This is a genomic window from Streptomyces sp. NPDC098781 (assembly GCF_044759995.1).
In the GTDB taxonomy this organism is placed as follows: domain Bacteria; phylum Actinomycetota; class Actinomycetes; order Streptomycetales; family Streptomycetaceae; genus Streptomyces.
In genome coordinates, this window is the sequence record NZ_JBIWAK010000002.1 from 406,244 (window position 1) to 426,405 (window position 20,162).

The window sequence follows — 20,162 nt, forward strand, 5'->3', positions numbered from 1 at the left end:
AAGGATCACTTAAGGAAGTCCGGGACGTCCAGTTCCTCGGCCGCGCTGTCGGCGTAGCTGCGCGACGACGGGACCGGCGGGGCCACCGGGATGTCGGCCACCGGCTCCGGCGTGGGCTCCGGCTCCTCCTTCGGCGTGACGCTGCCGAGCGAGCCGAAGGACGGACGGCTCTCGGGCTGCTGCCGTACCGGAGTGGGCTCCTCGCGGCGGGCCGAGGACGAGGTGGAGCCGAGGACGTTGTCCCGGCGGGCCGGCGGCTGGCCGCCGTCGAAGCCGGCCGCGATCACGGTGACCCGGACCTCGTCGCCGAGGGCGTCGTCGATGACCGCGCCGAAGATGATGTTGGCCTCGGGGTGGGCGGCCTCGCTGACCAGCTGGGCGGCCTCGTTGATCTCGAACAGACCGAGGTCCGAGCCGCCGGAGATGGAGAGCAGCACGCCCCGGGCGCCGTCGATGGAGGCTTCCAGCAGCGGCGAGGAGATCGCCATCTCGGCCGCGGCCACCGCGCGGTCGTCGCCGCGGGCCGAGCCGATGCCCATGAGGGCCGAACCGGCCTCGGACATGACCGACTTGACGTCGGCGAAGTCGAGGTTGATGAGGCCAGGGGTGGTGATGAGGTCCGTGATGCCCTGGACACCGGAGAGGAGGACCTGGTCGGCCGACTTGAAGGCGTCGAGGACCGAGACCTGACGGTCCGAGATGGACAGCAGCCGGTCGTTCGGGATGACGATGAGGGTGTCGACCTCTTCGCGGAGTTCGGCGATGCCGTCCTCGGCCTGGTTGGCGCGACGCCGTCCCTCGAAGGTGAACGGGCGGGTGACCACACCGATGGTGAGGGCGCCCAGGGAGCGGGCGATGTTGGCCACGACGGGCGCGCCGCCGGTGCCGGTGCCGCCGCCTTCACCGGCCGTCACGAAGACCATGTCGGCCCCCTTGAGGACCTCCTCGATCTCCTCGCGGTGGTCCTCGGCGGCCTTGCGGCCGACGGCCGGGTTGGCTCCGGCGCCGAGTCCGCGGGTGAGTTCACGGCCGACGTCGAGCTTGACGTCGGCGTCGCTCATCAACAGCGCCTGTGCGTCAGTGTTGATGGCGATGAACTCGACGCCCTTGAGACCGACCTCGATCATCCGGTTGATGGCATTGACACCACCGCCGCCGACACCGATGACTTTGATGACTGCGAGGTAGTTCTGCGGTGCTGCCACGTCGAAGGCCTCTCGCCTCGAGTTACGGGTCGTCGGATCGCGAGAAGCGCTGTGCTTCGCGAACCGGCGACTGATGCCGAATGGGACGGTCCGTAGCGCCGACCCGAACCCTAACCCTGAAGTTTAGGGTTACCAGTGTGTCTGTTCCTTGAAGTCTTCTGAACAGGACACTAAGTCGACAAGTGGCGCACGTTCAACGAACACGCCGAACCTCCCGTTTTTCTTTTCACCCTATGTGATCAGCCATGTCGCTGCCCAACCAGGGTGCTGGCCTGCGCTGATGTGCGTCAACTCCCGGCTGACGCAGGGGCGGTGGGAACGCTGACATCGAAGTGCCGCGCATCCGGCGAGGCTTTCATGAGAGCGTTGAGTGCCCGAGCCTTCGCCGCGCCCTTCTCCCCGCTTCCCCAGGCGACCGTCGTGCCGCCACTCAGTACCAATGAGATGTCGTCGTAGGAACGGACCTTGACGACCTGGGTGCCGCGCGCGACGGCGGCCGGAAGAGCGTCGGCCACCCGCACCGCTTCCCGCACCAACCGGGCCTCGCCGAAACGGCGCAGGCTCGCCGCGGCGGAGCTGGACCGGGACACCGCCAATTCCAGTGCGGGAACGTCTTTCGGGGCCGTAGAAACTGTGGCGAAACGGACACCTTCATCGTCCACTTCGATGAAGTTTCCGCCCTTTTGAACGACGAGAACCGGAGTACGCTCCATCACTTTCAGGCCGATTCCATGGGGCCAGGAGCGGACGACGTCGACCTCGTCAATTCGCGGCAATTTCCGGCGCAGTCGGGCCTCGATCGAACCGGTGTCGACGGAAATCAACGGCTGCCCGACGGGGACGTCGGCCGCTTCGAGGACCTGCTCGGGCGTCAGAACCCGGGTCCCGGCCACCGATACGCGCTCGACGCGCAGCCATTGGGAACCATAGAGGGCCCAGACCGATCCGCCGCCGAGAAGCGCGAGCACAGCAACAAGAATGATCATCGTACGAAGGCGGCGCAGCCTCAACCGCCGCCGGGCGAGGGGCGGGTCGGACGACTCCTGCTGGCTCTCACCGCGCTCGGCGGTCGTCGGTCCGGCCACGCTCCCTGCCCTTTCGTCCATACGCTTCCTAGCGGCGCTGCGAGGCGATCGCCTCGTACACCATGCCGACGAGCAGGTCGTCGGCGTCCCGGCGGCCGAACTCGCTTGCGGCGCGGGACATCTCGTACAGCCGGTGCGGGTCGGCGAGCACGGGCAGGACGTTGTGCTGCACCCACTCGGGCGTCAGTTCCGCGTCGTCGACCAGCAGTCCGCCGCCGGCCTTGACCACCGGCTGGGCGTTCAGCCGCTGTTCGCCGTTGCCGATGGGCAGCGGGACATAGGCGGCCGGGAGTCCGACGGCGGAGAGTTCGGCGACGGTCATCGCGCCCGCGCGGCAGAGCATCATGTCGGCCGCGGCGTACGCGAGGTCCATCCGGTCCACGTACGGTACCGGGATGTACGGGGGCATCCCCGGCATCTGGTGCACCTGCGGCAGTTCGTTCTTCGGGCCGACCGCGTGCAGGATCTGGATTCCGGCCTGCTGGAGCCAGGGCGCGACCTGCTGGACGACCTCGTTCAGGCGGCGGGCGCCCTGCGAGCCGCCGGAGACCAGCAGCGTGGGCAGGTTCGGGTCGAGCCCGAACATCGCGCGGGCCTCGGGGCGGGCGGCGGCCCGGTCGAGGGTGGCGATGGTGCGGCGCAGCGGGATACCGATGTAACGCGCGTTGCGGAGCTTGCTGTCGGGAGTGGAGACGGCCACCTGGGCGGCGTACCGCGAACCGATCTTGTTGGCGAGGCCCGGGCGGGCGTTGGCCTCGTGGATGATGATCGGCACACCGAGGCGCTTGGCGGCGAGATAGCCGGGCAGCGCGACATAGCCGCCGAAGCCGACCACGGCGTCCGCCTTGGTGCGCTCCAGGATCTGCTCGGTCGCCTTGATCGTGCCGCGCAGCCGGCCCGGGACGGTGATCAGTTCGGGGGTGGGCTTGCGCGGCAGCGGTACCGCCGGGATCAGCGCGAGCTCATAGCCCCGCTGTGGAACGAGCTTGGTCTCCAGGCCGCGTTCCGTGCCCAGGGCTGTGATCCCCACGGTCGGATCCTGCCTGCGCAGGGCGTCCGCGAGGGCGAGCGCGGGCTCGATGTGGCCGGCGGTCCCCCCACCGGCGAGTACGACATGCACCGAAATTCACCGCTCTCCGGACGTACGCGCCGCCGAGGCACGCCGTCGCATCGTGTTCCATCTCCGAGGCCCCCGGTCTCGCGCGGCGCCTCCCGCACGCTTTCTACCAAAGCGGGGTTGCCGCACGGAAAGCGCTGCCCGCGCAGCGGGCTCGTCGCGTGCGAAGGCGATCAGCAGCCCGATGGCGAACATGGTCGGCAGCAGGGCTGATCCTCCGTACGAGAACAGCGGGAGAGGGACTCCGGCGATCGGCAGCAGACCGAGCACCGCACCGATGTTGATCACTGCTTGCGCGGTGATCCAGGTGGTCACGCCTCCCGCGGCATATCTCACGAAGGGGTCCTCCGTGCGTCCGGCCACGCGGATACCCGCATAGCCTAGAGCCGCGAAGAGGGCGAGCACCGACAGCGTCCCTGACAGGCCCAGTTCCTCACCGGTGACGGCGAAGATGAAGTCGGTGTGGGCTTCGGGGAGTTGACCCCATTTCTCCACACTCGCACCCAGCCCGGAACCGAAGATTCCGCCGGACGCGAGCGCATAGATGCCGTGCACCGCCTGCCAGCAGTCGACGGCTCCGCCACGCGGTTCGGTGGCGCCCAGGCACTGGAGCCGGGCCATACGGTTCTGGCTGGTCTTGATCAGCACCAGGCCGATCAGACCGGCGACCGACAGCACGCCCACGAACAGCCTGGTCGGCGCCCCCGCCAGCCACAGCAGGCCGAACAGGATCGCCGACAGGATGATCGCCGTACCCATGTCACCGCCGAGCATGATCAGCCCGAGCAGCATGAAGGCGACCGGCACCAGCGGCACCAGCATGTGCTTCCACTGGCTCAGCAGCTTCTTGTCCTGCTTGCGGGCGATCAGGTCGGCACCCCACAGCACCAGCGCCAGCTTGCCGAACTCGCTGGGCTGGATCTGGAAGGAGCCGCCGAGGGCGATCCAGTTCTGGTTGCCGTTGACCGCGACTCCTATCCCGGGCACCTGCACCAGCGCCATCAGGAAGACGGCGCCCGCGAGGATCGGGTAGGCCAGCGCCCGGTGCAGCTTCACGGGCATGCGCGAGGCCACGAACAGCAGCACGCTGCCGATCACGGCGGCCAGCAACTGCTTGCGGAAGAAGTACGACCCCGGTTTGGACAGCTGGAGCGCGGTGATCTGGGAGGCCGAGTAGACCATCACCAGACCGAGCACGGTGATCAGCAGACTGCCGCCGAGAATGAGGTAGTACGCGGTCAGCGGCCGGTCCCACGCCCGGTGCAGGCGCGTGTGCAGCCGCCGTACGGCGTTGTCGCGCGACGGCCGCTGAGCGACGGGCCGGCGAACGGCTCGCTGTACGGGCGGCCGTCCCGTACGGCTAGTGGGCATCGGCGCTCACCGCCACGCCGTGGGCGTACGAACCGTCCGGCCACATCCGAGTCACGCGTCCCTCCAAGGGTCCCGAAGCACCCGCTGTGGCCGAGACCCGCCGTCAGGCGCCCGCGCCGAGTTCGCGAACCGCCTCCGCGAACGCGTCACCGCGCTTGTTGTAGTTGGCGAACATGTCCATCGAGGCACAAGCAGGTGCCAACAGCACCGTGTCTCCGGCAACAGCGAGTCGCCGGGCCTCCTGGACTGCCGCGAGCATCGCCCCAGTGTCGGTCCGGTCGAGGTCGACGACGGGTACTTCCGGCGCGTGTCGCGCCAGGGCTTCACGGATCAGGCCACGATCGGCGCCGATCAGGACGACCCCGCGCAACCGCTCGGCCGACTTGGCGACCAGCTCCTCGAAGACGGCGCCCTTGGCGAGCCCGCCCGCGATCCACACGATGGACTCGTACGCCGCCAACGACGCTTCCGCGGCGTGCGTGTTGGTCGCCTTGGAGTCGTCGACGTAGGCGACCTGGTCCACGTCCGCCACGTGCGCGATGCGGTGGGCGTCCGGGGTGAAGGCCCGCAGCCCGTCCCGTACGGCCGTGGGGGGCACCCCGAAGGCGCGGGCGAGGGCCGCCGCCGCAAGGGCGTTGGCGATGTTGTGCGGGGCCGGCGGGTCGACGTCGGAGACCTCGGCGAGTTCCTGGGCGTTCTTCTGCCGGTCCTCGACGAAGGCGCGATCGACGAGGATGCCGTCGACGACGCCGAGTTGGGACGGAGCCGGGGAGGCCAGTGTGAAGCCGATGGCCCGGCAGCCCTCCTCGACGTCCGCCTCGCGCACCAGGTCCTCGGTGGCCTTGTCGGCGACGTTGTAGACACAGGCGACGCGATTGCCCTCGTAGATACGGCCCTTGTCGGCGGCGTACGCCTCCATGGAGCCGTGCCAGTCGAGGTGGTCCGGGGCGAGGTTCAGCACCGCGGCCGAGTGGGCGCGCAGCGAGGGCGCCCAGTGCAGCTGGTAGCTGGACAGCTCCACGGCGAGGACGTCGTACTGCTCCTCGCCGAGGACCGCGTCGAGCAGGGAGACGCCGATGTTGCCGACGGCGGCGGTGCGCAGGCCCGCCGCCTTCAGGATCGAGGCCAGCATCTGGACGGTCGTGGTCTTGCCGTTGGTGCCGGTGACGGCCAGCCAGGGCGCGGCGTCGGGGCCGCGCAGCCGCCAGGCGAGCTCGACGTCGCCCCAGATCTCGACGCCCGCTTCACGAGCCGCCGCGAACAGCGGCTTGTCCGGCTTCCAGCCGGGCGCGGTGACGATGAGTTCGGTGCCTTCGGGCAGGGTGGCTCCGTCGCCGAGGCGGACGGCGATGCCGAGCGCCTCCAGCTCCTCGGCCTGGGCACGCGCGCGTGCGTCGTCGCCGTCGTTGACGACGGTGACCTTCGCGCCGAGGCCGTGCAGCACCTTGGCCGCCGGGATCCCGGAGACGCCGAGCCCGGCGACGGTGACGATCTTCCCCTGCCAGTCGGTCACTTGTCCGCTGCCCATCCCGCGTAGAAGAGGCCCAGTCCGACGATCACACAGATGCCCTGAATGATCCAGAAGCGGACCACTACCAGTACTTCTGACCAGCCCTTGAGTTCGAAGTGGTGCTGGAGTGGCGCCATTCGGAAGACGCGCTTCCCGGTGAGCCGGAAGGAGCCGACCTGGATGACCACCGACATGGTGATCAGCACGAACAGGCCGCCGAGGATGGCGAGCAGCAGCTCGGTGCGCGAGCAGATGGCGAGACCGGCGAGCGCGCCACCGAGGGCCAGCGAACCGGTGTCACCCATGAAGATCTTCGCGGGCGAGGTGTTCCACCACAGGAAGCCGAGGCAGGCACCCATCAGCGCCGAGGAGACTACGGCCAGGTCGAGTGGATCTCGTACCTCGTAACAGGCGCCCGGGTTGGACAGCGTCTGCGCGTTGGCGCAGGACTCCTGGAACTGCCACACGCCGATGAAGGTGTAGGCGCCGAAGACCAGCACGGAGGCGCCGGTGGCGAGGCCGTCCAGACCGTCCGTCAGGTTCACGCCGTTCGACATGGCGAGGATCATGAACAGCGCCCAGATGACGAACAGCACCGGGCCGATGGTCCAGCCGAAGTCCTGCACGAAGGAGAGCTTGGTGGAGGCCGGGGTGTTGCCGCGGTTGTCCGCGAACTGGAGCGAGAGCACCGCGAAGGCGATACCGCCGAGCAGCTGGCCGGCCATCTTGGCCTTGGCCCGCAGACCCAGCGAGCGCCGCTTGACGATCTTGATGTAGTCGTCCAGGAAGCCGACCAGGCCCATGCCGGCCATCAGCCCGATGACCAGGACGCCGGAGAACGTCGGCGGCTTGCCGGTGATCAGCTTGGACAGGAAGTACGCGGCGATCGTCGCCAGGATGAAGGCGATACCACCCATGGTCGGCGTACCGCGCTTGCTGTGGTGCTCGCGCGGGCCGTCGTCCCGGATGTACTGGCCGTAGCCCTTGCGGGCCAGCAGCTTGATCAGCAGCGGGGTGCCGACCAGGGTGAGGAAGAGACCAATGACTCCTGAGAACAGGATCTGATTCATCATCGGGCGGCAACCTCACCCTCGGTACCGCCCGCGAGCAGCGCCTCGGCGACACTCTCCAGACCGACCGAACGGGACGCCTTCACGAGCACGACGTCCCCCGGGCGCAACTCGCTGCGCAACAGGTCGACCGCCGCCTGTGCGTCGGACACGTGCACCGACTCCTCACCCCACGAACCCTCGTTATATGCGCCCAGTTGCAGCCAGGACGCTTCCCTGCCCCCGACCGCGACGAGCTTGCTGACGTTGAGCCGGACGGCGAGCCGTCCGACCGCGTCGTGCTCGGCGAGCGCCTCGTCCCCGAGCTCGGCCATCTTGCCGAGCACCGCCCACGTACGGCGCCCGTTGCCCATGGCCGCCAGGGCCCTGAGGGCGGCCCGCATGGACTCGGGGTTCGCGTTGTAGGCGTCGTTGACGACTGTCACGCCGTCCGGGCGCTCGGTGACCTCCATACGCCAGCGGGAGAGGGAGCCCGCCTCGGAGAGCGCGGTGGCGATCTCACTTGCGGACATGCCCAGCTCATGGGCGACGGCGGCCGCGGCGAGCGCGTTCGACACGTGGTGCTCACCGTACAGGCGCATGGTCACATCGCTGCACCCGGAGGGTGTGTGAAGCATGAAGGAAGGCTGTCCGCTGTCCGTGAGTCGGACGTTCTCGGCGCGTACGTCCGCTTCGCCGGACTCTCCGAAAAGGATCACCTTCGCCTTCGTACGGGACGCCATGGCCCGTACGAGGGGATCGTCGGCGTTGAGGATCGCCGCGCCGTCCTCCGGAAGGCTCTCCACCAACTCGCCCTTGGCCTGGGCGATCTGCTCACGGCCGCCGAACTCGCCGATGTGGGCGGTGCCGACGTTGAGCACCAGGCCGATCCGCGGGGGCGTCAGGTCGGTGAGATAGCGGATGTGGCCGATGCCCCGGGCGCCCATCTCCAGGACGAGGAACCGCGTCTCGTCGGTGGCGCTGAGGGCGGTGAGCGGCAGCCCGATCTCGTTGTTGAACGAGCCCGGCGTCCAGACGGTCGGCGCCTTGCGCTGGAGCACCTGGGCGATCAGGTCCTTGGTGCTGGTCTTGCCCGCCGAGCCGGTCAGGGCCACGAGGGTCGCGCCGAGCCGCTGTACGACATGGCGGGCGAGGGCGCCGAGGGCCTTCTGGACGTCCGCCACGACGATCGTCGGCAGGCCCGTGGGCCGCGAGCCCAGGACGGCGACCGCGCCGGCCGCCACGACGGCCTCCGCGAAGTCGTGGCCGTCCACGCGCTCGCCGACGAAGGCGACGAAGAGGCTGCCGGGCTCCACCTCTCTGGAGTCCCGGACGACGGGTCCGGTGACCTGGACCGACGGATCCGGTATGTCATGCGTCTGCCCGCCGACGACTTCTGCGATCTCGGCGAGAGAGAGGGCGATCACAAGTTCATCCCCTGGATCATGCGGGATTTCATCCCTGGGTCTTCTGGATGGCTTCGCGAAGCACCTGGCGGTCGTCGAAGGGACGGACCACTCCGGCGATGTCCTGGCCCTGCTCATGGCCCTTGCCCGCGACCAGCACGGTGTCCCCGGGCTGTGCGCGCGCGACGGCGGCGGCGATCGCGGCGGCCCGGTCCTCGAAGACCTGGACCTCGCCACGCTCGTGTACTGGCACGGACGCCGCGCCCTGGAGCATGGTTGCGAGGATCGCGAGCGGGTCCTCGGAGCGGGGGTTGTCGGAGGTCAGTACGGCGGTGTCGGCGAACCGGGCCGCGGCGGCGCCCATCGGCTCCCGCTTGGTCCGGTCACGGTCCCCGCCGCAGCCCAGCACGATGTGCAGGCTGCCCTCGGTGACCTTGCGCAGCGCCTTGAGCACCGACTCGACGGCGTCGGTCTTGTGGGCGTAGTCCACGACCGCGAGGTACGGCTGTCCGGCGTCCACCCGCTCCAGCCGGCCCGGCACACCCGGCACGGCGGCGATGCCGTCGGCGGCGGTCTGCGGGTCGAGGCCGGCCGCGGCCAGGGCGACCAGGGCGGCGAGGGAGTTCGCCACGTTGAAGGGGCCCGGCAGCGGGGACTTGGCGGCGATCCGCTCGCCCTTGGGGCCGATCACGGTGAACGTCGAGTCCAGTTGGCCGACCTCGACGTCCTCGGCCCGCCAGTCGGCGTCGGGGTGGCCCTCGGCGGAGTAGGTGACGACCGGGACGGTGGCCTCCTCTGCCAGCCGGCGGCCGTACTCGTCGTCGACGTTGACGACGCCGAACCTGCTGCGTTCCGGCGTGAACAGCTGCGCCTTGGCCCGGAAGTAGTCCTCCATGTCGGAGTGGAACTCCATGTGTTCCGGGCTGAGGTTGGTGAACACCGCGATGTCGAAGACACAGCCGTCGACCCGGCCGAGGACCAGTGCGTGGCTGGAGACCTCCATGGCGACCGCGTCGACGCCGCGCTCGCGCATGACGGCGAACAGGGCCTGGAGGTCGGTCGCTTCGGGCGTGGTGCGCTCGGACTTGATGCGCTCGTCGCCGATGCGCATCTCGACCGTGCCGATCAGGCCGGTCGACCGGAGCGTCTTCAGGCCGCCCTCGACGAGGTAGGCGGTGGTGGTCTTGCCGGAGGTGCCGGTGATGCCGATCTGGAGCAGATCGCGGCCGGGGTGGCCGTAGATCGTGGCCGCCAGTTCGCCCATCCGTCCGCGCGGGTCCTCGACGACCAGGGCCGGCAGGCCGGTCTCGGCGGCGCGCTCGGCGCCGGTCGGGTCGGTCAGCACGGCGGCCGCGCCCAGGCCGGCGGCCTGGGTGACGAAGTCGGCGCCGTGCAGGCGGGCGCCCGGGAGGGCGGCGTACAGGTCGCCGGGGCGGACGGCGCGCGAGTCATGGGTGATGCCCGTGACCTCGGCGGAACCGTCGTCGCCGGTCGGCGCGGGGATACCCAGCTGGTCGGCGAGCTCCGCGAGGGGTGTGGCGGAGACCTGGGCCGGCCTGGGCGGTCCCGGATACGTCACGGGGTGCCCCTTCTGGGTGGTTTGGGACTGATCAGCGTGTGGCACGGCGGTGAGCGTACCGGGCGCACCGGCATGAGAGCGAAGTGAGGGGCGGGGCTCGCCCTGGTTCCCGGAATCGGGGGTGATCGTTGTCACGAGGTGGTTCCTGGCTGCTCGGTGCTGATCGGGGTGGTCAGGGTTTGTAGGCGACCGGGAGCTTGGCGGGCTTGGCTCCGGTCGGCGGGACCTGGAGGGTCTTCAGCGCGAACTCCATCACCTTCTTGTAGATGGGGCCACAGATCTGGCCGCCGAAGTAGTTGCCCTGGGTGGCGTTCTGGATGGCGCAGTAGACCGTGATCCGGGGCTTGTCGGCGGGCGCGAAGCCGGCGAACGACGAGGTGTAGCCGCGGTACTTCCCGGTGGCCGGATCCACGCGGTTCGCCGTACCCGTCTTGCCCGCGACCCGGTAGCCGGGGATGCGCGCCTTGGTGCCGGTGCCCTCCCGGTCGTCCACGACCGACTCCAGCATCTGGGCGAGCGTCCTGGCCGTCCTGGCACTGATGACCCGGGTCTTCTCGGGCTTCGCGGCCTCGGTGAACTGTCCGTCGGGACCCTTGGTGCCGCGCACGAGCGAGGGTTCGACGCGTACGCCGCCGTTGGCGATGGTCGAGTAGATCGAGGCCGCCTGCATCGCGTTGAGGGACAGGCCCTGGCCGAAAGGAATCGTGTACTGCTGCGAGGTCGACCACTTGTCCGGGGCGGCGAGGATGCCCCGCGTCTCGCCCGGGAAGCCCAGCCCGGTGTAGCTGCCGAGGCCGAACTTGCGCAGATAGTCGTAGAGGACCTTGTTGGACTGCGGCTGGGTCTTGCCGAGCTGGCCGGTGGCCAGGATGGTGCCGATGTTGCTGGACTTGGCGAGCACGCCGTTGAGCGTGAGGTTCCAGGTCTCGTGGTCGATGTCGTCCTTGAAGAGCCGGTCGCCGCGGTGCAGCCGGTTGGGCACGATGACATGGGTGCCGGGCGTGGCCACGTTCTCCTCCAGTACGGCGGCCATCGACATGACCTTCGCGGTGGAGCCGGGCTCGTAGGCGTCCTGGAGGGCGGCGTTGCCCATGTTGGCGCTGGAGGCCTCGGAGAGGTCGTTCGGGTCGAAGCCGGGCGAGTTGGCCATGGCGAGGATCTCGCCGGTGCGGGTGTCCTGGACGATCACATAGCCGCGGTCGGCCCGGGACTCGGCCACCTGCTCGGTGATCGCGTTCTGGGCGGCCCACTGGATGTCGCGGTCGATGGTGAGTTCCACGTCGCTGCCGGGCACGGCGGGCGTCTCGGTGGAGCCCACGGTGGGCACCTGACGGCCGCCGGACTGGGCGTAACGGATCTCGCCGTCCTTGCCGGACAGCTCCTTGTTCAGCTGCTGCTCGACACCGCCGCCGCCCTTGCCGTCGGCGTTGACCCAGCCCAGTATCCCGGCGGCGAGATCGCCGTTCGGGTACACCCGCTTGCTGCTGGCGACCGACAGGACGCCGCCGAGGACGTTGACCGCGCTCTTGTCCGTCTCGGCCTTGGTGGCCAGCGCGTTCTTCAGGTCCTTGATCTGCTTCCAGACCTGCGGGGTCTGGCGGCTGGCCAGCAGGGTGTAGCGCAGGTTCTTGTTCGCGGGCCGCAGCTTCCTGACGATCGTCTCCGGCTCCTGGCCGAGGATCGGCGCGAGGAGGGCGGCCGCCTGCTCGGGTCCGTCGTCGATCTTCAGCTGCTCGCGGGAGAAGAGCGTGGGGTCGGCGGTGATGTCGTACGCGTCCACGCTCGCCGCGAGTGCCACGCCGTTGCGGTCGGTGATGCCGCCGCGCTCGGCGGCCAGGGTGTAGCCGACGTAGCGGTTCTTCTCGGCCTTGGCCGCGTAGGTGCTCGCGTCGACGCCCTGCACCTGGAGCAGCCGTACGACGAAGGCGATCAGGACGAGGGTCAGGGCCAGGCCGACCATGCGCAGCCGCGGACGGGGGCTGCCGAGCCGGATGGTGCTGGGGGCCCCGGGGCGGGGCCGTGCCGGGCGGCGGGCCGGGCGGGCGCCTGGGCCCGGGCGCCGCTGGGCGCCACCGGCACGGGCGGGCTTGGCGGGTCCGGGCACACGGCGGCGCGGCGGTTCCCTGTCGGACACTTCCTCACCTGCCGGGGGTCGGGTACGTGGAGGACTGGGCGGACGGGGCGGACTGCTGGGCGGGGGGTGCGTACCCGGGCACGGATCCGGAACTGCCCTGGGTGGCCGCGGGTTGGGGGGAAGCGCCCGGGGTGGTCGCGGAGGTCGGGCTCGGTGCCGGCGGCATCGCGGGATCGCCGGCGAGGGCCTCGGGGGCGAGGACGAAGGGGCTGCGTCCGAGGATCTGCCCGGTGGGCGCGGCGCTGGGGACGCCCTTGACCGTGCCGTCGGAGTTGAGGAACGCGGGGTCCCCACCGGGGACCATGCCCAGTTCACGGGCGCGGCGCTGGAGCGCGTCGGGTGCGGAGTAGGCGTCGATGTCCCGCTGGAGGGACTGTTCCTCGTCGGTGAGGGACTTCGACTCCCGCTCGATGTCGTCGAGCCTGAACGCCCCCTCGCTGAGCGCCGAGTTCAGCATGAGGAGGCCGATGAGGCCGCCGCCGAGCAGCAGGACGACGAGGAGGACGAAGGGGGCGCGGGCGGCCTGCCCGGCGCCCGGCGGGAAGAGCCGGGCCAGCCGGGCGGCCCGGCCCCTCAGTTCGGGTTTCCTACTCACTCGCCCTCCCCCAGGTCCGGATTTCCAACTCACGTGCTCGGATCCCGGACCGGGACGCCCGCCCCTGCCTCACGTCCGTCATTCGATGGACTCCCTGATGCGCTCGGCCCCGCGCAGGCGCGCCGGTGCCGCGCGCCGGTTCTCGGCGACCTCTTCCTCGGTGGGAAGTTCGGCACCCCGCGTCAGCAGCTTGAGCCGGGGCTGGTACTGCTCGGGGACTACGGGCAGGCCGGGCGGCGCGGTGTTGGCGGCGCCGGCCGCGAACACCTGCTTGACCAGCCGGTCCTCCAGCGAGTGGTACGACAGGACGGCGATCCGCCCGCCGACGTCGAGGGCAGCCACCGCGGCCGGGATGGCCCGCTCCAGCACGGAGAGCTCGCCGTTGACCTCGATGCGCAGCGCCTGGAAGGTGCGCTTGGCCGGATTGCCGCCGGTGCGCTTGGCGGCCTGCGGCAGCGCGTCCCGGATCAGCTCCACGAGCCGGGCGCTGTGGTCGAACGGCTCCTTCTCACGCTCCCGCACGACGGCGGCCACGATCCGCTTGGCCTGCTTCTCCTCGCCGTACGCGCGCAGGATCCGCACCAGCTCACCGGGCGGGTAGGTGTTCAGGACCTCGGCGGCGCTGATGCCGGTCGTCTGGTCCATGCGCATGTCGAGCGGGGCGTCCTGGGCGTAGGCGAAGCCGCGGTCGGCCTCGTCGAGCTGCATGGAGGAGACACCGAGGTCGAACAGGACGCCCTGTACGCGCGTGAGGCCGAGCCGCTCCAGGACCTCCGGGAGCTCGTCGTAGACGGCGTGCACCAGGCTCGCGCGCTCTCCGTACCGGGCCAGGCGCTCCCCGGACAGCCGCAGGGCCTCCTTGTCGCGGTCGAGGGCGACGAGCCGGGCCTCGGGGAACTGCTCCAGGAGCGCTTCGCTGTGGCCGCCGAGCCCGAGCGTGCAGTCGACGACGACGGCTCCGGGCCGCCGAAGGGCGGGGGCCAACAGGTCCAGGCACCGCTGGAGCATCACCGGGACATGTCGACTCTGACTCAAGGGGCCCTCTCTGATCCGGCGCCGTACGCACCGCCGGGTCCCCGCCCATCCCCGGTGAAAGGGGCGGCCTGCCGGCGCCGGAAGCGTCAGCCGACCGGGAGCGGGAGGAGGCCGAGCCGTACGTACGCGCCGCGCACGCGGGGAGAGCTCCGGAAAAAACGCCGGGGTCTCCGGGGAAAACAGTCCAGCAGGGAGTCTCCACTCCCGCTCCGCGTCACTTTAGTCCACGGGGTCGCACGGTCAATCAACCGGCCTGCGCGTCGCCGCTCGGGGTTCCGCGGGAGTCCCTCGGCCCGGAAAATGGCTCGTATGGGCGTACTCACGCCACCCCTGTGGGTTAGCTCACAACAAGGCTCGCTGACGTTCTTTGTCCCCTCCCACAACAGGACCGGTCTCGACGTGACCAGTAACGTCATGGGTATGACGACTTCTGCATCGGTTCCCACTGGCCCCGACAGCGCGATAGCCCCCAGCGGCACGGTCACCGACCGCCTCGTCGACGCCAATGAGCGCTATGCCGCCGCCTTCACCGACCCGGGCATGGACGCCCGCCCCGTCCTCCAGGTGGCCGTCGTGGCCTGCATGGACGCCCGCATCGACCTGCATGCCGCGCTCGGCCTGGAGCTCGGCGACTGCCACACCATCCGCAACGCCGGCGGAGCGGTCACGGACGACGTCATCCGCTCGCTGACGATCAGCCAGCGCAAGCTCGGCACCCGCAGCGTCGTCCTGATCCACCACACCGGCTGCGGGCTGGAGAGCATCACCGAGGACTTCCGGGGCGAGCTGGAGCTGGAGGTCGGGCAGCGGCCCGCGTGGGCGGTGGAGTCGTTCCGGGACGTCGACCAGGACGTACGGCAGTCGATGCGGCGCGTGCGCACCTCGCCGTTCCTGCTGCACACCGACGACGTGCGGGGCTTCGTCTTCGACGTGCGGACGGGTCTGCTGCGCGAGATCGACCCCGCGTAGCCGCTCGCCGCACGCCACGTAACGTTCCGCCGTAGCTGTCGTTCCGCTGTCAATTTGCGCTCGGGCGTGCCAAAAAGGTCGTAAGACGCGACATAACGCAGGCAGTTGTCCACAGGCGAGTGACACGAATCGGTAACGGCAGCAAGAATGCGAGTGTGGCAACACGCGGAACGTTTCACGCGTGGTGTCCGTGTTCCAGGGGTGGGCCGGTCCGCGTGAAAGAGCGTCGGCCCGGAAAGAACGGGCCGAGGAGGGCCGGGTGACGACCTATGACGATCGAGCGAGCCTCACTGATCTGACCGCCACTGTGGAGCGCGTCCGCAGTTCGGTGGAGGGTGTGATCGAGGGCAAGCCCGAGGTCGTACGGCTTTCGCTGACCGTACTGCTCGCCGAGGGACATCTTCTGATCGAGGATGTCCCTGGCGTGGGCAAGACCATGCTTGCGAAGGCGTTGGCGCGGTCCATCGACTGCTCGGTGCGGCGTATCCAGTTCACGCCGGACCTGCTCCCGTCGGACATCACGGGTGTGTCCATCTGGGACCAGCAGCGCAAGGACTTCGAGTTCAAGCCGGGCGCGATCTTCGCGCAGATCGTGATCGGCGACGAGATCAACCGCGCCTCGCCGAAGACCCAGTCCGCGCTGCTGGAGTCCATGGAGGAACGCCAGGTCACGATCGACGGGCAGACCTACGAACTGCCGAGCCCCTTCATGGTGGTGGCCACGCAGAACCCGGTCGAGATGGAGGGCACGTACCCGCTGCCCGAGGCCCAGCGCGACCGCTTCATGGCCCGTGTCTCCGTCGGCTACCCCAGCGTGGAGGCCGAGCTACAGATGCTGGACGTGCACGGCGGGGTGTCGCCGCTGGAGGACCTCCAGCCGGTGGCGCACGCGCACGACATCGTGAAGCTGATCGACGCCGTCCGCGGCGTCCATGTCGCCGAGCCGGTCCGGCGGTACGCGGTGGAGCTGGTCTCGGCCACGCGCAACCACCCCGACCTCAGACTCGGTGCCTCCCCGCGCGCGACGCTGCATCTGCTGCGCGCGGCGAAGGCCTCGGCGGCCCTCAGCGGCCGGGAGTACGCGCTCCCGGACGACGTGCAGGCCCTCGCCGTGGCCGTCCTGGCGCACCGCCTGCTGCCCACCGCCCAGGCCCAGCTGAACCGCCGGACCGCCGAGCAGGTCGTCCAGGAGATCCTCCAGCGGACCCCGGTACCCGCCTCGCCGCAGCAGCAGAGCGGCTTCGGCGGCCTGGGCCGCGGCACTCCGGGGTACGGCCAGCAGCCGCCGCGGAGGATGTGATGACCTCCGGCAGTACGGGCCAGGTCGAGCCGGACCGCGGTGAGAAGAGCGGGGTCCGTACGGCACTGGCCGGTCTGACCACGCGCGGCCGCTCCTTCTTCGCCGCCGGCGTCGCGGCCGCCATCTGCGCCTATGTCCTCGGCCAGAGCGACCTGCTGCGGGTCGGCCTGCTGCTCGCGGTGCTGCCCCTGGTCTGCGCGACGGTGCTGTACCGCACCCGCTACCGGGTCGCGGGCAGCCGCCGGCTCTCCCCCGCGCGCGTGCCCGCCGGCAGCGAGGCCCGCGTCCACCTGCGGATGGACAACGTCTCCCGGCTGCCCACGGGCCTGCTGATGCTCCAGGACCGGGTGCCCTACGTCCTCGGCCCGCGGCCCCGCTTCGTGCTGGACCGGGTGGAGCCGGGCGGCCGCCGGGAGGTGTCCTACCGGGTCCGCTCCGACCTGCGGGGCCGCTATCCGCTGGGACCGTTGCAGCTGCGGCTGAGCGACCCGTTCGGCATGTGCGAGCTGACCCGCTCCTTCTCGACGTACGACACCCTGACCGTCATCCCGCGCGTGGAGCCGCTGCCGCCGGTGCGCTTCGGCGGCGAGGCCAAGGGGTACGGCGACGGCCGGCAGCGCTCGCTGGCGCTGGCCGGCGAGGACGACGTGATCCCGCGCGGCTATCGCTACGGCGACGACCTGCGCCGCGTCCACTGGCGGTCCACCGCGCGCTACGGCGAGCTGATGGTGCGCCGCGAGGAGCAGCCGCAGCGCTCCCGCTGCACGGTGCTGCTGGACACCCGGGGCACGGCCTTCCAGGGCGCGGGCCCGGACTCGGCCTTCGAGTGGGCCGTGTCGGGCACGGCTTCCGTGCTGGTCCACATGCTGGAGCGGGGCTTCTCCGTCCGGCTGCTGACCGACACCGGAAGCTCGGTGCCCGGCGAGGGCGCCGACGGCTTCGCGGGCGCGAGCCAGGAGTCGGCGGACGCGGCCGGGCTGATGATGGACACCCTCGCGGTGATCGACCACTCCGACGGCGCCGGCCTGTCGCGGGCGTACGACGTGCTGCGCGGCGGCAACGAGGGGCTGCTGGTCGCCTTCTTCGGCGACCTGGACGAGGAGCAGGCGACGGTGGCCGCCAAGATGCGCCAGCGCAGTGGCGGCGCGGTGGCCTTCGTGCTGGACAGCGGGTCCTGGGTGCGGGAACCGACCGATGTGCCGGGCGCGTCGGACAGGAGCGAGGAGCGGCTTCGGATGCTGCGGGAGGCGGGCTGGACGGCCCTGAGCGTGCCGCGGGGCGCCCCGCTGAACGAGTTGTGGCGCCAGGCGGACCGGGAGCGCACCGGGCTCGCCGCCACCGGTGGTGGGGAGGGACGGGCATGAGCGGGCGCACCCGGATGGCGCTGTGCGCCGCGGCGGCCACGCTGATGGCCGCGTGCGCGCTGGTGCCGCTGGTCTCCCCGGCCACCTGGCTGTTGCAGGCGATCTTGCTGCTGGCCGTCCAGACAGCCGTGGGCATGGCGACCCGACGGGTGCCGCTGGCCCGGCCGCTGACGGTGGCCGCACAGGCTCTGGTCGCGCTGATGCTGCTGACCCTGATCTTCGCCGGCCGGCAGGCGATCATCGGTGTGATCCCCGGTCCGGAGGCCTTCGCCCACTTCGGCGACCTGCTGCGGGCCGGCGCGGACGACGTCAGCCGGTACTCGATCCCGGCGCCGCTGTCGGACGGCATCCGGCTGATGCTGATCGGTGGCGTCCTGATCATCGGCCTCGCGGTGGACACCCTGGCGGTGACGTTCCGCAGCGCCGCGCCGGCCGGGCTGCCCCTGCTGGCGCTGTACTCGGTGGCCGCGGGGCTGTCCGAGGGCGGCGCGGACTGGCTGTGGTTCCTGGTCGCCGCCATGGGCTATCTGATGCTGCTCCTGGCCGAGGGCCGCGACCGGCTCTCGCAGTGGGGCCGCGTCTTCGGCGGGGCGCCGAAGACACCGGGTGCGGAGTCGAGCGGCGCGGTGGCGCCGGTCCGCACCGGCCGGCGCATCGGCATGGTCGCGCTGGGCATCGCCCTGGTGGTGCCGCTCGGCCTGCCCGCGATGAACGGCGGCCTGCTGGACGCCGCGGGCACCGGGGTGGGATCCGGCAGCGGGGGCGGGGGCACCATATCCGCGGTGAACCCGCTGGTGTCGCTGCGCGACAGTCTGAACGTGGACGAGGACCGCGAGGTCCTGTCCCTGAAGACCAACACGGCGGACCTGTCGAACCTGTACCTGCGGATCGTGTCCCTGGACGACTTCGACGGGACGACCTGGCAGCCGTCCAAACGCAACATCGAGGCCGTGCCGGACAAGTTCCCCACGCCCTTCGGCCTCGGCCCCGACGTCCGCCGCGCGGAGATCGAGACGACCGTCTCGGCCGCGGACTGGTACGCCCAGAACTGGCTGCCGATGCCGTACCCGCCGAGTGACGTGGACGTCGACGGCAGGTGGCGGTACGAACCGCTGGGCATGACGGTCGTCGGCGACCGCCGCCAGACCACCCGCGGCGTGACGTACACCGTGCGCAGCCTCGATGTGCAGCCGACGGCCAAGCAGCTCGCCGGCGCCCCGGAGCCGCCGGCCGCGCTGAAGCGCGAGTTCACCGAGCTCCCCGACTCACTGCCCGCGGCGGTGGCCCGCACCGCGCGCCAGATCACCAAGGGCGCGACCAGCCACTACGACGAGGCGGTCAAGCTCCAGGAGTACTTCGCCACCACCGGCGGGTTCCAGTACGACACGAACGTGAAGGTCGGCAGCGGCCCCGAGGCCATCTCCCGCTTCCTGCGGGACAAGCAGGGCTTCTGCGTCCACTTCTCCTTCGCGATGGCGGCGATGGCCCGCTCACTGGACATACCGTCCCGGGTCGCGGTGGGCTTCGCGCCGGGCACCCCGCAGGGCGACAACTCGGTGTCGGTCGGACTGAGGGACGCGCACGCCTGGCCCGAGCTGTACTTCGAGGGGGTGGGCTGGACCCGCTTCGAGCCGACGCCGACCCGTGGCTCGGTGCCGTCGTACACCCAGTCGGACGTCCCTGGCTCCACGCTCCCGGACGTGGCGCGGCCCTCGCAGTCGACCAGCACCGGGCCCTCCGCCACTCCCTCGACGAGCCAGGGCTGCGCGGGGCGGAACGCGGAGCTGTGTGCCAGCGAGTCCCCGGAGGCCGTGGTGGCCGCGGGCGGCGACGGCCCCAGGTGGTACGTCCTCCTGGCGTGGGCGCTCGGCGGGGCCGCGGCGCTGTTGATCCCGTCGGGGCCGATGCTGTGGCGGCTGCGGACGAGAGCCGTACGGCTGGGGGCGCATGGGCGCACCGAGTCGGAGGTGTCGCTCCACACGCTGGCGGTCTGGCAGGAACTGACGGACACCGCCTGGGACTTCGGCATCCCGCCGGACGACTCCCAGACGCCCCGTAAGACGGCCGCGCGCATCGTCCGACTGGGCCATCTCGACCCGTCGGCCGCGGACTCGGTGCACCGGGTCGCCGACGCGGTGGAGCAGGTTCTCTACGCCCCGAGCCCCCGGCCGCCGGCCGGTCTCGCGGAGGATGTGCGCCGCGTGGCGGCCGAGCTCCGGTCCAAGGCGAGCCGGACGGCCAACCTGCGGGCTCTGCTGGCGCCTCGGTCCAGCGCGCGGGCGGTGTGGGCGCTCACCGACTGGTGGACCGACATCAAGAGGCGCGCGACCGCTGCCCGGCCTACACTGCGCAGGACTTCGGCGTCGGGGCAGCAGCAGGGCTGATGGTTCGGCCCGACCGGGCCGAACCGTGTGTCCGGGTCAAGGACATGCGTCAGGGGGTG

At 70.7% G+C, this 20,162-nt stretch carries 15 protein-coding genes; 4 read left to right on the top strand and 11 right to left on the bottom strand.

The annotated features are described in order from the left end of the window. Positions 1-5: 5 nt before the first annotated feature. The 11 genes from ftsZ to rsmH form a co-directional block, all read right to left on the bottom strand. Entirely contained in the window at positions 6-1,205 is a 1,200-nt protein-coding gene (ftsZ, locus tag ACIQWG_RS07925) for a cell division protein FtsZ (protein ID WP_404091803.1), read from the bottom strand. Positions 1,206-1,492: 287 nt separating this feature from the next. Further along, positions 1,493-2,290, bottom strand: a complete 798-nt coding sequence (locus tag ACIQWG_RS07930) for a cell division protein FtsQ/DivIB (RefSeq protein WP_404091806.1) — start codon at positions 2,288-2,290, stop codon at positions 1,493-1,495. 28 nt (positions 2,291-2,318) lie between these two features. Continuing rightward, positions 2,319-3,410 (bottom strand): undecaprenyldiphospho-muramoylpentapeptide beta-N-acetylglucosaminyltransferase, encoded by a 1,092-nt coding sequence (murG, locus tag ACIQWG_RS07935; protein WP_404091809.1) that lies wholly within the window; start codon positions 3,408-3,410, stop codon positions 2,319-2,321. A 6-nt stretch (positions 3,411-3,416) separates the two neighbouring features. Further along, the gene (ftsW, locus tag ACIQWG_RS07940) at positions 3,417-4,778 is read right to left on the bottom strand and encodes a putative lipid II flippase FtsW (protein WP_404091812.1); all 1,362 of its coding nucleotides are present in this window, start codon (positions 4,776-4,778) and stop codon (positions 3,417-3,419) included. A 103-nt stretch (positions 4,779-4,881) separates the two neighbouring features. Further along, positions 4,882-6,306, bottom strand: a complete 1,425-nt coding sequence (gene murD, locus ACIQWG_RS07945; RefSeq protein WP_404091815.1) for a UDP-N-acetylmuramoyl-L-alanine--D-glutamate ligase — start codon at positions 6,304-6,306, stop codon at positions 4,882-4,884. Further along, a complete protein-coding gene (gene mraY / locus ACIQWG_RS07950; protein ID WP_404091818.1) occupies positions 6,288-7,361 on the bottom strand; it encodes a phospho-N-acetylmuramoyl-pentapeptide-transferase in 1,074 nt (357 codons plus the stop codon). The genes murD and mraY overlap by 19 nt, the downstream gene beginning before the upstream one ends. Continuing rightward, positions 7,358-8,764, bottom strand: a complete 1,407-nt coding sequence (gene murF / locus ACIQWG_RS07955) for a UDP-N-acetylmuramoyl-tripeptide--D-alanyl-D-alanine ligase (RefSeq protein WP_404091820.1) — start codon at positions 8,762-8,764, stop codon at positions 7,358-7,360. The genes mraY and murF overlap by 4 nt, the downstream gene beginning before the upstream one ends. 28 nt (positions 8,765-8,792) lie before the next feature. Next, positions 8,793-10,322 carry a UDP-N-acetylmuramoyl-L-alanyl-D-glutamate--2,6-diaminopimelate ligase gene (locus tag ACIQWG_RS07960; RefSeq protein ID WP_404091822.1) on the bottom strand — a complete coding sequence of 510 codons (1,530 nt, stop codon included), beginning with the start codon at positions 10,320-10,322 and terminating at the stop codon, positions 8,793-8,795. 172 nt (positions 10,323-10,494) lie between these two features. Next, the gene (locus ACIQWG_RS07965; RefSeq protein WP_404091824.1) at positions 10,495-12,456 is read right to left on the bottom strand and encodes a peptidoglycan D,D-transpeptidase FtsI family protein; all 1,962 of its coding nucleotides are present in this window, start codon (positions 12,454-12,456) and stop codon (positions 10,495-10,497) included. A 4-nt stretch (positions 12,457-12,460) separates the two neighbouring features. Then, positions 12,461-13,051, bottom strand: a complete 591-nt coding sequence (locus ACIQWG_RS07970; RefSeq protein WP_404091826.1) for a septum formation initiator family protein — start codon at positions 13,049-13,051, stop codon at positions 12,461-12,463. A gap of 78 nt (positions 13,052-13,129) precedes the next feature. Further along, complete coding sequence (gene rsmH, locus ACIQWG_RS07975) at positions 13,130-14,086, bottom strand: 16S rRNA (cytosine(1402)-N(4))-methyltransferase RsmH (protein WP_404091828.1); 957 nt, start codon at positions 14,084-14,086, stop codon at positions 13,130-13,132. Positions 14,087-14,506: 420 nt separating this feature from the next. Here rsmH and ACIQWG_RS07980 point away from each other — a divergent pair, with 420 nt between their 5' ends. From ACIQWG_RS07980 to ACIQWG_RS07995, 4 genes are all read left to right on the top strand, one after another. Next, the gene (locus ACIQWG_RS07980) at positions 14,507-15,055 is read left to right on the top strand and encodes a beta-class carbonic anhydrase (RefSeq protein WP_404091830.1); all 549 of its coding nucleotides are present in this window, start codon (positions 14,507-14,509) and stop codon (positions 15,053-15,055) included. Between the two features lie 259 nt (positions 15,056-15,314). Further along, entirely contained in the window at positions 15,315-16,355 is a 1,041-nt protein-coding gene (locus tag ACIQWG_RS07985) for an AAA family ATPase (RefSeq protein WP_404091832.1), read from the top strand. Next, complete coding sequence (locus ACIQWG_RS07990) at positions 16,355-17,719, top strand: DUF58 domain-containing protein (RefSeq protein ID WP_404091834.1); 1,365 nt, start codon at positions 16,355-16,357, stop codon at positions 17,717-17,719. The genes ACIQWG_RS07985 and ACIQWG_RS07990 overlap by 1 nt, the downstream gene beginning before the upstream one ends. After that, a complete protein-coding gene (locus ACIQWG_RS07995; RefSeq protein ID WP_404091836.1) occupies positions 17,716-20,103 on the top strand; it encodes a DUF3488 and DUF4129 domain-containing transglutaminase family protein in 2,388 nt (795 codons plus the stop codon). Before ACIQWG_RS07990 ends, ACIQWG_RS07995 begins: the two co-directional genes overlap by 4 nt. Positions 20,104-20,162 lie beyond the last annotated feature (59 nt).